Annotated in this window: 14 protein-coding genes; 7 read left to right on the top strand and 7 right to left on the bottom strand. The window is 72.9% G+C overall.

All coding sequences use genetic code 11. From position 1 onward, the window contains the following. Positions 1-35 precede the first annotated feature (35 nt). Together JW592_RS14475 and JW592_RS14470 are read left to right on the top strand one after the other, a co-directional pair. Complete coding sequence (locus JW592_RS14475; protein WP_209265454.1) at positions 36-1,406, top strand: AAA family ATPase; 1,371 nt, start codon at positions 36-38, stop codon at positions 1,404-1,406. Then, positions 1,351-1,995, top strand: a complete 645-nt coding sequence (locus JW592_RS14470) for an RloB family protein (RefSeq protein WP_209265453.1) — start codon at positions 1,351-1,353, stop codon at positions 1,993-1,995. The genes JW592_RS14475 and JW592_RS14470 overlap by 56 nt, the downstream gene beginning before the upstream one ends. Positions 1,996-2,110: 115 nt before the next feature. Here JW592_RS14470 and JW592_RS14465 read toward each other — a convergent pair whose 3' ends face one another. Next, on the bottom strand, positions 2,111-4,777 hold the full coding sequence (locus JW592_RS14465) for a helicase C-terminal domain-containing protein (RefSeq protein WP_209265452.1): 2,667 nt from the start codon (positions 4,775-4,777) through the stop codon (positions 2,111-2,113). 216 nt (positions 4,778-4,993) lie between these two features. On the opposite strand from JW592_RS14465, the gene JW592_RS14460 reads away from it, so the two are divergent. Next, positions 4,994-6,121, top strand: coding sequence for a hypothetical protein (locus JW592_RS14460; RefSeq protein WP_209265451.1), 1,128 nt, complete (start codon positions 4,994-4,996; stop codon positions 6,119-6,121). Between the two features lie 10 nt (positions 6,122-6,131). Here the strand turns inward: JW592_RS14460 and JW592_RS14455 are convergent, their stop codons facing one another. After that, positions 6,132-6,674 (bottom strand): hypothetical protein, encoded by a 543-nt coding sequence (locus JW592_RS14455; RefSeq protein WP_209265450.1) that lies wholly within the window; start codon positions 6,672-6,674, stop codon positions 6,132-6,134. A gap of 318 nt (positions 6,675-6,992) precedes the next feature. Here JW592_RS14455 and JW592_RS14450 point away from each other — a divergent pair, with 318 nt between their 5' ends. After that, positions 6,993-7,574, top strand: a complete 582-nt coding sequence (locus tag JW592_RS14450) for a hypothetical protein (RefSeq protein WP_209265449.1) — start codon at positions 6,993-6,995, stop codon at positions 7,572-7,574. A 49-nt stretch (positions 7,575-7,623) separates the two neighbouring features. Then, the gene (locus tag JW592_RS14445) at positions 7,624-8,340 is read left to right on the top strand and encodes an HAD family hydrolase (RefSeq protein ID WP_209265448.1); all 717 of its coding nucleotides are present in this window, start codon (positions 7,624-7,626) and stop codon (positions 8,338-8,340) included. A gap of 49 nt (positions 8,341-8,389) precedes the next feature. On the opposite strand, the gene JW592_RS14440 is transcribed toward JW592_RS14445, so the two are convergent. Further along, positions 8,390-8,620 carry a hypothetical protein gene (locus JW592_RS14440; RefSeq protein WP_209265447.1) on the bottom strand — a complete coding sequence of 77 codons (231 nt, stop codon included), beginning with the start codon at positions 8,618-8,620 and terminating at the stop codon, positions 8,390-8,392. Positions 8,621-8,918: 298 nt separating this feature from the next. Here JW592_RS14440 and JW592_RS33365 point away from each other — a divergent pair, with 298 nt between their 5' ends. Beyond that, positions 8,919-9,302, top strand: coding sequence for a cold-shock protein (locus JW592_RS33365; RefSeq protein WP_099882193.1), 384 nt, complete (start codon positions 8,919-8,921; stop codon positions 9,300-9,302). A 95-nt stretch (positions 9,303-9,397) separates the two neighbouring features. Here the strand turns inward: JW592_RS33365 and JW592_RS14430 are convergent, their stop codons facing one another. The 4 genes from JW592_RS14430 to JW592_RS14415 form a co-directional block, all read right to left on the bottom strand. Further along, positions 9,398-10,264: a 1,4-dihydroxy-6-naphtoate synthase gene (locus JW592_RS14430; RefSeq protein WP_209265446.1), complete on the bottom strand. Its 867-nt coding sequence runs from the start codon at positions 10,262-10,264 to the stop codon at positions 9,398-9,400. Continuing rightward, positions 10,246-10,950, bottom strand: coding sequence for a futalosine hydrolase (locus JW592_RS14425; RefSeq protein ID WP_209265445.1), 705 nt, complete (start codon positions 10,948-10,950; stop codon positions 10,246-10,248). Before JW592_RS14425 ends, JW592_RS14430 begins: the two co-directional genes overlap by 19 nt. A 36-nt stretch (positions 10,951-10,986) precedes the next feature. Next, positions 10,987-11,529 (bottom strand): DUF2771 domain-containing protein, encoded by a 543-nt coding sequence (locus JW592_RS14420; protein WP_209265444.1) that lies wholly within the window; start codon positions 11,527-11,529, stop codon positions 10,987-10,989. 121 nt (positions 11,530-11,650) lie between these two features. After that, positions 11,651-13,045: an MFS transporter gene (locus JW592_RS14415; protein ID WP_209265443.1), complete on the bottom strand. Its 1,395-nt coding sequence runs from the start codon at positions 13,043-13,045 to the stop codon at positions 11,651-11,653. A gap of 384 nt (positions 13,046-13,429) precedes the next feature. Between JW592_RS14415 and JW592_RS14410 the strand changes: the two genes are divergently transcribed. Then, complete coding sequence (locus JW592_RS14410) at positions 13,430-14,263, top strand: DUF3027 domain-containing protein (protein WP_209265442.1); 834 nt, start codon at positions 13,430-13,432, stop codon at positions 14,261-14,263. The last annotated feature ends 169 nt before the right edge of the window (positions 14,264-14,432 follow it).

The raw sequence follows: 14,432 nt of genomic DNA, 5'->3' as shown, positions 1-14,432 counted from the left end.
AGCGACATCACCGACCGCATCGAGGGGAGGTAGCCGTGCTGCTGCGCTTTCAGGTGACCAATCACGCCTCTATCCGGGACGAACAGGAGATTTCGTTCGTCGCCGGGGACGACCGGCCGCAGCGGGCACAGCAGCCCGTACCGGGCACCCGGTTCTCTGCGGTGCCGGTCGCGGCCGTGTACGGAGCAAACGCCTCCGGCAAATCCAATGTCGTGTCCGCACTGGCCTGGATGCGGGCCGCAGTCCTCGACTCCTTCCGTCATTGGGACCCTGCGGGCGGCGTCCCGCGCAAACCGTTCCGGCTCCGCCCGGACCCGGGCGCCCACCCCAGTACGTACGAACTGGACCTCGCTGTCGACGGCGTCCGGTACGAGTTCGGGTTCACAGCGGACGACGAGAGCATCCGTGAGGAGTGGCTCTCGTATTTCCCGGAGGGCAAGCGGCGCAAGCTGTACTCGAGGGCCGGCAGCGGGCCGGAGTCGCTGACGTTCGGGCGGTCCCTGACCGGTCGGCGCAAGGTCATCTCGGAGTTGCTACGACCCAACGCTCTCTATCTGTCGGTCGCCGCAGCGCAGAACCACGAACTCCTCGGACGCCTGCACCGCTGGTTCCGCGACGGCCTGCGCACCGCCAGCGACCGCGACTACCAGGCGCGCCTCAACTACACCGTCGGTCTGCTGCGCGGCAGGGACAGGCGAAGCCAGGACGCCCTGATCGATCTGCTGCGCTTCTCCGACCTCGGCGTCACCGAGCTGGAATTCCGCGAACCGGACGAGCGTCTGCTCGAAGAGACCAAGCGCATCGAAACGGCTCTGAACGATGTGGGAGTGCCCTTCCGCGTTGATGTACCCGACTGTCACGTACGGGTTCAGCATCGCGTCGAGGGCGGCACCTTCGCTCTTGAGCTGGACGAGGAGTCCAGCGGTACCCGCACCTGGATCGGGATGCTGGGTCCGGTGCTGCACACGCTGGGGTCGGGCGGAGCGCTCGTCGTCGACGAACTGGACGCTCGGCTGCATCCCTACCTCGCTGATGCGCTGGTGGGCATGTTCCAGTCGCCGGACATCAACAGGAAGGGTGCCCAACTGCTCTTCACCACGCACGAGGCTTCGCTGCTCGGCACCAACGCGCGCACGCATCTCTTCCGTGACCAGATCTGGTTCACGGAGAAGGACCCGGACACCCTGGCGACCCGGATTTTCCCGATCACCGACTTCTATGTACGGGACTCGGGGGAGGCCAAGGACAACCTGGAGAAGCGCTACTTGTCGGGACGGTACGGCGCGCTGCCGTTCCTCGACGACGAACTGCTGCGGCGGATGGCCGACGAGATCGCGGGTGGAGGCGACAGTGGGGCGGGGCAAACCGTTGAAGCGGGGCGGTCCCAAGCGGCCGGAGCTGCGTAGAGTCCTCATCTACTGCGAGGGTGAGTGCACCGAGGACCAGTACTTCCGTGGCCTGAGGGGCGATCTGCGGGGGCTTCCTGTGCAGGTGGAGATCGGCCCCCGGCACGGGGTGCCCACGGAGCTCGTACGTGCTGCTGTCAAGCACAAGGAACGCGCCCCGCGCAGCCGGGAGGACCGTTTCGCGCCCTACGACGAAGTGTGGTGCGTGATGGACGTCGAGGCACCGGCTGCGCATCCCGACCTGGACAGGGCGATGCGCATGGCGCGAGACGAAGGACTGAGCATCGCCCTCAGCAACCCGTGCTTCGAACTGTGGCTGCTGCTCCATTTCCAGGAGCTCCGTGGCTACAGGACTTCCGAGGCGGCACAGAAACTCCTGGAGAGGCACGCGGCCTGCGGATACCACGCGGACCGCAAACACCTCAGATACGCGTCGTTACCGCCGCTGCACCCACAGGCTGTCGAGCGGGCCACGGCACTGCGCGCCGCCGCACCGCCGGGCCGCGCCGGGCACCAGGTCAACCCATGGACGGACGTGGACGTACTGGTCGAGGGGCTGCTGGCTCAGCGACGCCGGGCCCGGGGGTGAGCGGGTGAAGTAGCGGACCCACTCCCCGCGGCGACAAGCGTGAACCCCGACAGTCTGTTCGGCTTCCCCGGCATTCCGGGCCTCGCCCATCGGCCGCGCTGCGCACCGGGACCGGTCAGTCGTCCGTCACCTCGGCCACGCCCGTGATCCGGTGCAGGGGGTAGGTGCGGACCTCTTCCGCTGTGTGGTCGTAGGCGGTGACGAAGCCGCCCTCCACCTTGACGGGGGCGATCACGCGCTGGGAGGCGGCGCCGTCCGCGTTGACGTAGCCGATCCATACCGGGGTGCCGGAGAGGGTGGCGGACTGCATCGTGGCGAGGGTCTCGGCCATGACCGTGCGCGGGAGGCCGCCCTGGGGCGGCGGCGCGGAGGGGGGCTTGGGCTTGTGGGGCACGACGGCGGCGTGGTCGCCGGCGCGGATCGCGCGTACGGCGGCCGTCAGCAGTGCGGCGTCCGGGGCGGGCGGCCCCTCCGGCACCGGCTCAGGCGCGGTGCGCGGCGGGGTGCGGTGGGCGTCGGGGCGGGTCAGCAGTACGTCTCCCTCGGCGGACTCGGCAGCGGGCGCGTGTCCCATCTCCCGCAGCCGGGCCAGCAGCTGGTCGGGCGGCGCCGCCGAGGCCAGCACCGTGGGAGCGAGCTTCCGCAGCCGCAGCGGCGCGGAGCGGCGGTCGGCGAGGATCTCGGCGAGCAGCGCGTCGTCGTCGCAGCGCACATACGAGGAGGCGGCACCCACCCGCACCTGTCCATGCCTGCGTGCCACGTCGTCGATCAGATACGTCAGCGGCTGCGGCACCGGCGTGCTGGAGTGCGCGGCGAGGAAGGCGTGCAGGTCGGCGGCGGTACGGCCGGTGTCAAGGGCGCGGCGTACGGAGCCGGGGGTGAAGCGGTAGACGGTCGCGCCGCCCTTGGACTCCACGTCGGCCAGTACGGCGAGGAAGGCGGCCAGGTCGCGTTCCAGGGGGCCGGGGGCCACGGCGGTGAGGTCGGCCTGGAGCAGCACCTCGGAGAGGGGTTCGGGGAGGTGCGGAGCCAGCGCTTCGGCGACGGCTGCGACGGCTGCGTCGGCGGCGTCGGCGGCGGTGTCCGCGGCGGCCGTGCGGCGGTCGGGCGGAGTGGCGGATTCTCCGGCGCCCGCTTCGAGGAGGGGGCGCACGAAGGAGGCGAGCGCGCCTCTGCCGGTGACACCCAGCGTCTCCGCCTCGTCCAGCGCCCAGCCGAGGAGCCGGGCCCGCAGCCCCTGGCCCCCGCCGGTCTCACCCTGCCCCGCCGCCGCTGTACGGGCCGCAGCGCGGTTGCCCAGCAGCGGCCGCTCCCAGCGCAGCCGCTCGCGCAGGGTGTCGCGGTCGGGCGCGGAGCCGGGCGGGAGTGCGGCCAGGAGGCCGAGGGCGCGCTGCCGCACCTCAGGGGCAGGGCTGCGGTCGAGTCCGGGCCCCAGCGGCGCCAGGCCGCGGCCCCGCCCGTCCTGTTCGCCCACCAGTCCGGCCGTACGGGTCGCCGCGAACCAGGCCACGGCCAGCTTCGCCCACCGCTCGGCCGGTGCGGCGCGCAGCCACTCGTCGTACGCGGGGGTCGGCGCGTACGCCTCGTCCACCTCGCCGTCGGAGGCCACCAGACCCGCGACGTAGGCGAGTTCGATCCAGTAGGCGGCGGCCGGTTCGGGCAGGTCCAGCGCTATGGCGGTCCGCTTGAGGTCGCGTACGCCCAGCCCGCCGGCGCGCAGCACCGGCGGCGGCTCCGTCTCCCAGTGGCTCAGCAGCTCTTCGACGGTCGCCACCGCCGTCATCGCCTGCCCGGCCGCCGTGGCGTCGACCGTCCCGGCCGGGTGCGTCCGGGCGACGGCGACCGGCGGGGCGCACGGCTCCAGTACCCGGTGCGCCCGGCCGCCGCGCAGGTGCAGAGCGACCTCCCGGGGCAGCACGACACTGCCCGGCGCGCCGGGACCGCCCGCGGTGTCACCGCCGGTGGGCACCAGCAGCGCACGGTCCAGCAGCCACGCCACCTGCGGCGAGGGGGCCTCCAGATCGACGGTGCCGTAAGGCGGCCCCCACTCCAGCTTCCGCAGCACCGCCGCGGCACCCTCCGGTGCCTCGGCGAGCAGCGCCGCCATCCGCTCGGGGGCGCTGAACAGGGACGTCAGCGCGGACAGCGCGCTGACCGGGTCATGGGTGCCGGGCAGCCCCACCCGGGCCAGCGTCTCCTGCAGCTGGGAGGGCGAGGGCTTGGCGGGCCCGGCCGCCGCCACCGCCTCCACAAGGGTGGGCCCCAGGCCGGTGGGCGAGGGCGAGGTGAGCAGCTCCCGCGCCGTACGCACCAGCCGGGGCTGCTCCTCAGGGCCCCACACCAGGGCCCGCGCGCGCAGCTCGGCGAGCGCCTGCGGCAGCCGATCGGCGGCCTCCTCGCCGGGCAGCAGCCCGCTGAGGGCTTCCCTGACGGCCGGAGCGCTCTCCTGCGGTCCGGCGCCGGAGGCGGTCGGGGAACCGTTTGCGACGGCCAGCGCCTCGGCGGTCTGAAGCGTGAACTGGTCCAGATGCTCCAGCGCCCGTACGACGGACGCGCGGGTTCCCGCCCGGGTGGCGAGCTGGGTGAGGTCGCCGGGAACGGGGGAGAGGAGGTCGGAGCGGGCACGCAGCAGCGCGGCGAGCGCGCTGTCGTCCCGGGCGCGGAGGTCCTCCGCGAGAGTGCGAGGGCCGGCCCCGGAACCCGGCACGGCCCCGGAACCCGGCCCGGGCCGCTGGGCGGCGTCCGGCTGAGAGGGAGAGCCCCCGTTCTGCTCACTGCTCATCCTCCCAACGGTAGCCGCCTTCGGCCGCCCGACCCGCAGCGATCGGGGCCCGCGGGCCGGGTGGGAGCCGGCGCGGACGGCGCCGGCACCTGTCACCGCTGCTCCCCCGCGGAAGCCTTCGTACCCCTCGCGGGAGCTTTCGTACTCCCTCGCGGGACGGTTCGCGCGGTACGGTCTTCGCGGAGGCTTGAAGGGCTAGCGGGCTGCGGGGACTTGGTGGGGATCGAGAGCGATCAGCTTGTCTTCGACTATCTGAGCCGGGTCGGGGACCTGGCGCACAGTACGCGGATGACCGCCGCCGAACGCGCCCGGCTCGTCGGCGGCTTGCGCGGGGAGATCGACCGCGCGCGGGCCGCGGAGGGCGGCGCGGTCACCAAGGCCGCCGTGCAGAAGATCCTCGACCGGTTCGGCCGCCCCGAGGAGGTGGTGGCTTCCGCCACCGGCGGGGAGAGCCCCCGCCCGGCGGCACCCATGCCGTCCTCCGAGGCCCCGGCGGCGGGCGGCGGGGGCTCGAAGGGCGCCGGCACCCCGCAGGCACCTCGCCCGGCGCGCGACGCCGGACCGGAGCCCACGCCCTCGGTTCCGACCCTGCCGGCGCAGCGCACCGGAACCGGGACCCCCACCGCTGCCTTCGGCGCCTCGTCCCCGCACCTGGCCGGCCTGGACGAACTGGGGGACGAGGACTCCGACCCCGACTGGTGGCGCGTGGACCCCAGCCCCTTCGGCACCGGCCCCGGCGGCACCAACGCCGTGGCCGCGGGGGAGCCGGTGCCGGGATTCGTGGGCGGCATCGAGCTGCCGGAAGTCCTCAAGCCGCCGCCGAGCGACGAGGGACAGGCAACTCCGCACGCCCCCGCCGCGCCACAGCCCGCGGGACAGGTACCGGTGGCTCCGGCGTCGGCCCCCCCGGCCGAGTCCCCGCCGACGACCCCGCCCGGCCTGGGCGCGGCCGTGCTGCTGCGGCGACTGCTGCGCGGCAAGGGCGAGCAGGGCAGCGGGCGCGGCGGCGTGGTGGAGTGGGCCGCCGCCGTACTGCTGGTGGCCGGCGCCGTCATCGGTTCGCTCATCCCACTGGCCCTGGGCTGGCTGGCGGCCTGGTGGTCGCCCAAGCTGAGCCGCAACGAGGGCAAGTGGGCGGTCCTGGGCATGCCGGGCGTGGTGCTCGGCGGCACGGCCGTCTGGCTGTGGGGCCGTGCGACCGACCGGTGGGGGGCGCATCTGGCCCAGGGCGGCGACGCGCTGCGCGAGGCCATGAGCGACGCCTTCCCCGTCGCGTTCCGCGTGGCGGCGATAGCCAGCGCCCTCTACCTGGTGTGGCGGTCCAGAAGACCCTCCCAGGGCTGAGCCCTTCGGGCTACCTCGCGCGCTTGCCGATCAGGCTGGCCATGCCGAAGGTGCCGCCGCCCGCGATGGCGAGGCCGAGGAGTGCGATGCCGCCCTTGAGGCCCTTCCACCAGAACTCGGCAGGGGCGCCCGCCTGGTGCTCCATCATCGCTTCGAAGGCATCGGCGCCGCCCGCGTCGAGCAGCACGAACACGAAGCCGTTGCAGACGCCCATGAAGACGGCGAGCATGGCCAGCAGGGCCGGGGCGACATACGCACCGGGGTTGGGCCCGCCCATCTTGCCGGCCACCCCGCCCACGGCCAGGGCGAGTCCGAGAGCGAAGACGACATACAGGACCCGCATGCCGACCTTGGACAGGTCCTCATAGCTGGCGAGGAGCAGCAGGGCGAACGCCGTCGCGCCGAAGCCGGAGATGAGCCAGCCGAGCAGGAACGCCTTCGCACCGCTGCCGCGACGCTGTGGCGGGAAGCCGGGCTGGTACGGGTAGCCCGGTTGCATGGGGGGTGCCGGCGGCATCGGCTGCATGTGCGGCGCGGGCTGCATGGGCTGCATGGGCTGTTGCTGTGGCGGCCAAGGCTGACTCATCGTTCCCCCGTATGTGAAACTTCTGCCGAGATCTGCCGGGATCGGCTGAGATCTGCTGGGACCTGCTGGGACCTGAGCGCCAAAGGTACCCAAGTCCTCAGGGGTGGAAGAACGCCGCGGGCAGGAGAGTCGCGGCCGTTCCGCATCGGTTACTCTGCCGGTTCAGTGCTTCGGGACTGTCATGACCTGGCAACTGCCGTGACATCGAGGCGGCGTTCCAGTACAAGCTTGTACAAGTACAAGCGGTAGCAGCTTCGAGCGCAAGCGCTCTCAACGGGGGATCTCATGCGTATACGTCGGGCCATAGGGGCCGCGGGTCTCGTCCTTGTCGCCACGGCCGGCCTCGCCGGCTGCGCCGACGATCCGAAGGACAAGGCGTTCGGCGGCCTGGGCGATCTGGACGACATGCCGTCGGCGCCGTCCGCGCCGTCGCTGCCCTCGCCGGGCAGCTCCGGCGGCTACAGCGGCGGTTCCGACAGCGGCTCCAGCTCCAGCGGCCTGACCGGCGGCAGCACCGATCGGCCGACGCCGTCCGCGCCGCCCACGTACAACTCCAGCGCGCTCGGTGAGGTCGACGGCGAGCGCTGCCGCTACAGCCGCTCGCTCGGTCAGATCAGCTATGACGTGGAGATCCAGAACGCCTCCAGCGAGCAGGCGTTCAAGTACAACTTCACCGTCACCTTCAAGATCGGCTCCTCGCCCAACTCCTCGATCGCGACCCGCACCATCGGCACCCGCTTCAAGACCGTGACCGTCAGCCCCAGTGGCAGCCGTACGGTCACCGTGGACGTCTCGCACTCCACCAACGAGCGGATGGTCTACTCCTGCCAGGTCACCAGCGCCACCAAGTACCCGGCGACGCCGTAACGGAACGTTCGCCGGGCAGGTCACCGGGCAAGGTGCTGGTCCAGGCACAATGACCGGCATGGTTTCGCACGCCCATTCCCCGGCGGAGGCGTCGGCGTCGTCCTCCGACCCGGCGCCGGAGTCGTCCTCCGACCCGGCGTCGGCGTCGAGCGGTTCGCCCGGACCCACCGTCGGCTTCGACCTCGATATGACGCTGATCGACTCCCGCCCCGGTATCCACGCGGCCTGGCGGCGGCTGGCGGAGGAGACGGGCGTGGCCATCGACGCCGACCTGGTCGTGAGCCGGCTGGGCCCGCCGCTGGTCCAGGAGATGGCGTACTGGTTCCCCGAGGAGCAGATCCCGGCGATGGCCGAGCGCTACCGCGCCCTCTACCCCGACTACGCCATCGAGCCGTCCCCCGCGCTGCCGGGCGCCCACGAGGCGCTGGCGGCCGTACGGGCAGCGGGCGGGCGCACGCTGGTGGTGACCGCCAAGCACGGGCCGAGCGCGAAGCTGCACCTGGACCACCTCGGGCTCGCCCCGGACGTACTGGTGGGCGAGCTGTGGGCGGAGGGCAAGGCGGAAGCGCTGACCGCGCACGGTGCCGCCGTCTACGTCGGGGACCACGTCGGCGATGTCCGGGGCGCGCGGATGGCGGGCGCCGACTCGGTGGCCGTCGCCACCGGCCCGTGTGACGAGACCGAACTCACTCAGGCGGGCGCCGATGTGGTGCTGCCGGATCTGACGGCGTTCCCCGCCTGGTTCGCCGAGTTCACCCGCGGCTAGCGGCCAGCCGCCCGCGGCCGGCGTCCCGCGGCTTGCCCGGCGCCGCCTCCTACTGGGCGGCTCGGCGCCGCTGGTCGCGGGCCGTCCGGACGACGCCCCCGGCTGCCAGCAGGAAGCCGAGGCCCATCAGCATGCAGACGAAGTAGGCGGGAGCGGGGAACGGGTCGGTGCCCAGGAACAGCGGTGCCACCGTGACGAGTGTGGCCACCGCGCCGACCAGAAAGACGATCCCGCCGATACGTACGAGAAGATCACCGGCGGACGGAGTTTCAGTGTTCACCCACACAGGGTAGATCCGGGATCGAGTGCTCCCCCAGCGGGCACTCGGACCGCCCGGAGCACGTACGGCGGGGAACCACCGACGGCACCCGCTCTCGGTGGCACCTTGCCACGGCGCCCCGGGCCATTAACCTTGGTGGTGGCGGGTCATGCGGCCCGCCCGACTGCTATTCCGGGGGATCGGGGGTCGGGGTTCGGGGATGTCTCGGGGCCTGGCCCGCCCCGGCGCAGCAGAGTCAGCCAGTTTCCATCCAGCCGCAGCCCGGTGTATCCGGACGAGTACGAGGACGAGGACAGACGTGCCTACCGGCAAGGTCAAGTGGTTCAACAGCGAGAAGGGCTTCGGCTTTCTCTCCCGCGACGACGGCGGTGACGTCTTCGTGCACTCGTCGGTGCTCCCGGACGGCGTCGACGCGCTCAAGCCGGGACAGCGTGTGGAGTTCGGCGTCGTCGCCGGACAGCGCGGCGACCAGGCGCTCTCCGTCACGCTGCTGGACCCGGCCCCGTCCGTGGCGGCGGCGCAGCGCCGCAAGCCGGACGAGCTGGCCTCCATCGTGCAGGACCTGACGACACTGCTGGACGGCGTCTCCCAGTCCCTGGAGCGCGGCCGCTACCCGGACAAACAGCACGGCCGCAAGATCGCCGGCATGCTCCGCGCAGTCGCCGACCAACTGGACGTGTAAAGGGGCGCGGAACTGCGCGCTCAGCCGAGACGCACGGGCACCCGCCGAACAGCGAAGCTGCTACGGCGGGTCTCCGCATCCAGCGCGGCCCAGCCTCAAGGAAAAGCGAGCGCCTCAGGCCCGAGGGCCGGCACCAACCCCTCATTCGCGGCCCGCTCCAGCAACCCGCGTACGGCCGCATAGCCGTCCGCCCCCAGCCCCTCGGTGAACTCGTTCACGTACAGCCCGATGTGCTGCTCGGCAACCGCCGGGTCCATCTCCTGGGCGTGCTCCAGAACGTACGGCCGGGAGACGGACGGGTCCTGCCACGCCATCCGCACGGAGGTACGAATGGTGTCGGCCAGCGCCCGCAGCGTCCCGTCGCCGAGCGACCGCTTGGCGATGATCGCTCCCAGCGGGATGGGCAGGCCCGTCGTGGCCTCCCAGTGCTCGCCCATGTCGGCGAGCTTGTGCAGGCCGTACTCCTGGTAGGTGAACCGGGCCTCGTGGATGACGAGCCCCGCGTCCACGGCGCCGTCCCGTACGGCGGGCATGATCTCGTGGAAGGGCAGCACCACGACCTCGCCCACCCCGCCGGGCACCTCGGCCGCGGCCCACAGCCGGAAGAGCAGATACGCGGTGGAACGCTCGCTCGGCACCGCCACCCGCTTGCCGCTCAGCGACGCGGGGCCGCCCGGCCGAGCGGTGAGCACCAGCGGTCCGCAGCCCCGGCCCAGCGCCCCGCCGCACGGCAGCAGCGCGTACTCCTGGAGCACCCAGGGCAGTACGGCGTACGACACCTTCAGTACGTCCAGCTCGCCGCGCTCGGCCATCCCGTTGGTGACGTCGATGTCCGCGAACGTCACGTTCGGCGGAGCCGCGTCGGGCACCCGTCCGTGCGCCCAGGCGTCGAAGACGAAGGTGTCGTTGGGGCAGGGCGAGTAGGCGATGGAGAGCGGCGCTGTTATGGCGTTGGTGTCCATGACGGGAGTCCTTCTGTGTGCTGCTGGGGGACCAGCTTCCCGAAGGCGGTCGTGAGAGCCGCCAGGGCCTCCGGAATGCGCCAGGCCGCCCGGTCCCTCGGTCCGACGGCGTTGGAGACCGTACGCAGTTCGAGGACGGGCAGCTCGGTGCTGTGCGCCCTCGCCGCCTCCGCGACGCCGAAGCCCTCCATCGCCTCCGCCGCCGCGTCCGGATGGCGCGCCAGCAGCCGTTCGGTGTGTTCCTGGGTGCCGGTGGTCGTCGAGACGCTCAGCACCGGTCCTGTGCGGGCGCCGGTCGCCTCGGCCACCTCCCGTACGAGGTGCGGCGGCGGGGTGTGCTCGGCGTGCCCGAAGCCCAGTTCGGCGACGGAGGCGAAACCCGCCGGGGTCTCGGCGCCGAGGTCGGCGGCGACGATGCGGTCGGCGACGACGGTGTCACCGACGTGGACGCCGTTGGCCGCGAAGCCGCCGCTGATCCCGGTCGCGATCACCAGGTCGTAGGGGCGCGCCTGGTGCGCGGCCGTCACCAGCGCCGTCGCGGTCGCGGCCGCCGCGGCAGCCGGGCCCACACCTGCGGCGACGACGTCGAGGTGCGGGGCGCGCGCGGGTTCCGCGGCGGCGACGACGGCCTCGCGCTCAGCGGCGACCGCCGCGACCACCAGCACCCGCCGGTACGCCGACAGCACCTCGTCGCCTCCTCTCCGGACGGAAGGCCAGGGAGCCTATTCGCCCGAGGTGTTCTTGAGGGTGATGTGCCAGACGCCGTTGAAGTCGCCGCCGGAGGTCTGCACCACGGTCAGCTGGACGCGCTTCTTCGTCACCGGCGGCTTCCCGGGCTCCTGCTCCTGGAAGAGCTCGTTGCCCGGGAGCGAGTAGTAGGTCTTCTTCAGCCGTTCGGGGAGTACCCCGGACCCGTCCACGAGGACGAGCCACCCGTCGTGCGCCGTCTTCGGGTCGACGCCGATGCGCACCTTCTCGCCCGTGTCGACGGAGATCGTCTCCTCGGGCGCCTTGGCCAGGCACTTGCGCAGCTCGCCCTGGGGGACGGACTTCCCGTTGATGGACGGGATCGCCTTCCCGTCGTCGTAGCAGGCGGCCTCGGTCGTCACCGAGTCGTCACCGACGGTCACGGTCACCATGGGGGACGGCTTTTCGCAGGCCGAGAGGGCGACGAGGCCGAGCGAGGCGGCACCGAGCGCTGTGGCGGTGCGCACGCCCCGCCTCGACTGTGACGACATGCGGCCCTGCCGCGCGAGCTTGCTCATGCGGGCAGGCTATCGGGCCCGCACCGCCGTACGACGCGGGGGTACGGCGTGCCGCGTCCGCCGTAGTGGGCGGTTCGCACAGCGTGGCGGATCGGTGTCATGCCGCGACGCGAATTCGGCCTCACGCCGCACGCGGGTTCGGTGTGCCGCGGCGGGTGGCCCTCAGCAGTCCGCGCACCGCCGTCAGCACCCCCGCCGCCACCACACAGGCCGCCACCCCCATGCCCAGTCGGCCGATCAGCGGCAGCGCCATGGCGAGGGCGCCCCCGACGACCCAGGACATCTGCATCAGCGTCTCGGAGCGGGCGAAGGCGGAGGTGCGTACCTGCTCGGGGACATCGCGCTGGATGAGCGCGTCCAGCGACAGCTTGCCGAGGGCCTGCGTGATCCCGGCGGTGGCGGCGACGGCGGTCACGGTGACGGTGCCGTACAGCAGCGCGGCGGTGATCGTGGCGCCGAGAGCGCAGAACAGCACACAGGTGATGATCACCTCGGGGCCGCGGGCGCGCAGCCAGGCCCCGATGGCGGTACCCAGCGCGTTGCCGCCGCCCGCCGCGACACCGGCCAGCCCCAGCGAGACGGCGGCCCCCAGCCCGTCGAGGGGGTGCTCGCGCAGCAGAAAGGCGAGGAAGAAGGTGAGGAAGCCGGAGAGGGCGCGCAGCGCCGAGTTGGCGAACAGCGCGCTGAGCACCGAGACGCCGACCGTGCGCAGCCCGGGCCGCGGAGCCGCCTGCTCCCGGGGCTCCTCGGCACCGGGGACGGGCATCACGGGTGCCACCGGGGCCAGTCGTGCCGGGCGCTCGCCCTTGGCCGAGTCCACCTTGTGGTCCAGCGAGAAGGAGAGGAACGTCCCGACGAGAAAGACCGCGAAGGCCCCGTAGAGCGGCCACTGCTCGCCCAGCAGGTGCAGCCCGGCCCCGGCCGGCGCCGCCGCACCGGTGGCCAGCAGCCCGGCGAGTGTGACCCGCGAGTTCGCCTTGACGAGGGAGATCCGTGGCGGCAGCAGCCGGGGAACCACGGCGGACCGTACGACTCCGTACGCCTTGGAGGAGACCAGCACCCCCAGCGCGGCCGGATACAGCTCCAGCCCGCCGGTCGCCACCGCGCCCGCCATGGTCAGCGCGAGCAGCGCGCGGGCCAGCATCGCCCCGGCCATCGCGGCGCGGCGCCCGTGCGGTACGCGGTCCAGCAGTGGGCCGATCACCGGCGCCAGCAGCGCGAACGGCGCCATCGTCACGGCCAGGTACAGCGCCACCCGGTCGCGGGCCTCGCCGGTGGGGACGGAGAAGAAGACGGTGGAGGCCAGCGCCACCGTGATCAGCATGTCGCCCGCCGAGTTGACGGCGTGCAGTTCGATCAGCCGGCCCAGCCCGGACTCGCCGGCGCCCTCGGCGTGCGTGGCCCGTCGGATGTGGCGGCCCAGCGCGGCAGGCGGGCGCCGCAGCGCGCCCGCGGCGCGTCCCACGCCGCGGAGTTTGCCGCGTGTGCTGCGTTTGCCGGGCTTGTCGACAGGCACGCCGTCAGTGTGCCCCGAAACGCGCCGTTCAGTTCCTTTCCGCCACGTCTCCTCTCCTTGTGGTCTCTCCTTGCCGTCCCCTTGCCGTCCCCTCGCCGTCCCCTTGTCACCCCGTTGTCGTCCCCCCGCTGTCGGCTCCTGTCGGGGGCGCCGTCGGCTCCTGCCGGGGGCGGGGACGGCTGGCTGCGGATTCCCCGGGTGACCCTGTGGGGTAGCGTGGGTGAACGGTGCGCACCGTATGGCCTTTGAGCGCGGGCGCGGACGTCGCAGCGGCCACCCGGTCCCGCTCCGTCCCCGACCCCGCCCCTCCACTCGTGGCCGTACGGGCAGCGCACGCCGACAACGGCGCGACGGCGTAGGAGAGACGATTCTTGTGAGTGCTGCATGAGTGCCGCGACGCGGAGTACGAGCCGTGGCGCGCGGAGCCGGCGCGCCCCCGACCGACTGTGTGCCGAGGCTGTCGAGCTGGCCCGTGCCGCAGCCGAGGAAGCGGCCGCGCCGGGCACTGCCGGCGCGTGGCTCGAAGCCGTCCCTGACCCCCACGCGGACCGAGTGGTCACCCACTTCTTCGAGGCGCAGGAGCCCGGGTACCGGGGCTGGCGCTGGGCGGTGACCGTCGCGCGGGCCTCCCGCGCCAAGAACGTCACCGTCGACGAGTCCGTGCTGGTGCCAGGCCCCGACGCGCTGCTGGCCCCCGAGTGGGTGCCCTGGAGCGAGCGGCTGCGCCCCGGCGACCTGGGGCCCGGCGATCTGCTCCCGACCGACGCCGACGACCTGCGGCTGGAGCCCGGCTACTCGGGAGCGGACGCGCCGCCGCCGGATTCGGCTGTCGCCGAGGAACAGCCCGAGGCGCGGGGGCACTCGCGCGCCGCCGTCGGCGCCGTCGCCGAGGAACTGGGCATGGGACGGCCGCGGGTGCTCTCCCGGTACGGGCTGCACGCTGCGGCCGACCGCTGGGAGGAGTCCCACGGCCCGAAGACGCCGATGGCCCAGGCGGCTCCGGCCAGTTGTATGAGCTGTGGCTTCCTGGTGCCGCTGGCGGGGTCGCTGCGGCAGGCGTTCGGGGTCTGCTCGAATGAGTACAGCCCCGCCGACGGCCACGTCGTCTCCCTCGGCTTCGGCTGCGGGGGCCATTCGGAGGCCGCCGTCATGCCGAAGGCTCCGCAGCCTCCGCCGCCCGTCATCGATGAAACGGTCGCCGACCCCTTCGGGGACTGAGGGCTGCGCCCGTAAGGGGCGCGGGGAACTGCTCCTCCAGCCTCCGGCCGGGTGGTGCCCCCAAGCCATGACGTAGCCGCAGTCGGCAGACGGCCCGCAGGGCTACGGCGATGCGTGCCGTAGCCTTCCCTTTCGCCGTGGGGGACGGCTCAAGGGGACGGGATGAACA

It is taken from the genome of Streptomyces spirodelae (genome assembly GCF_017676385.1).
In the GTDB taxonomy this organism is placed as follows: domain Bacteria; phylum Actinomycetota; class Actinomycetes; order Streptomycetales; family Streptomycetaceae; genus Streptomyces; species Streptomyces spirodelae.
The sequence above is the reverse complement of the archived record's forward strand: the minus strand, read 5'-3'. Positions and strand labels throughout refer to the sequence as shown.

What these genes read in the sequence shown, in the direction of transcription:
- JW592_RS14465 (WP_209265452.1), bottom strand. Translation starts at nt 4,777, where the DNA reads ATGAGCAGTGAGCAGAACGGGGGCTCTCCCTCTCAGCCGGACGCCGCC.
- JW592_RS14455 (WP_209265450.1), bottom strand. Translation starts at nt 6,674, where the DNA reads ATGCAGCCCATGCAGCCCGCGCCGCACATGCAGCCGATGCCGCCGGCA.
- JW592_RS14450 (WP_209265449.1), top strand. Translation starts at nt 6,993, where the DNA reads ATGCGTATACGTCGGGCCATAGGGGCCGCGGGTCTCGTCCTTGTCGCC.
- JW592_RS14445 (WP_209265448.1), top strand. Translation starts at nt 7,624, where the DNA reads ATGACCGGCATGGTTTCGCACGCCCATTCCCCGGCGGAGGCGTCGGCG.
- JW592_RS14430 (WP_209265446.1), bottom strand. Translation starts at nt 10,264, where the DNA reads ATGGACACCAACGCCATAACAGCGCCGCTCTCCATCGCCTACTCGCCC.
- JW592_RS14420 (WP_209265444.1), bottom strand. Translation starts at nt 11,529, where the DNA reads ATGAGCAAGCTCGCGCGGCAGGGCCGCATGTCGTCACAGTCGAGGCGG.
- JW592_RS14410 (WP_209265442.1), top strand. Translation starts at nt 13,430, where the DNA reads ATGAGTGCCGCGACGCGGAGTACGAGCCGTGGCGCGCGGAGCCGGCGC.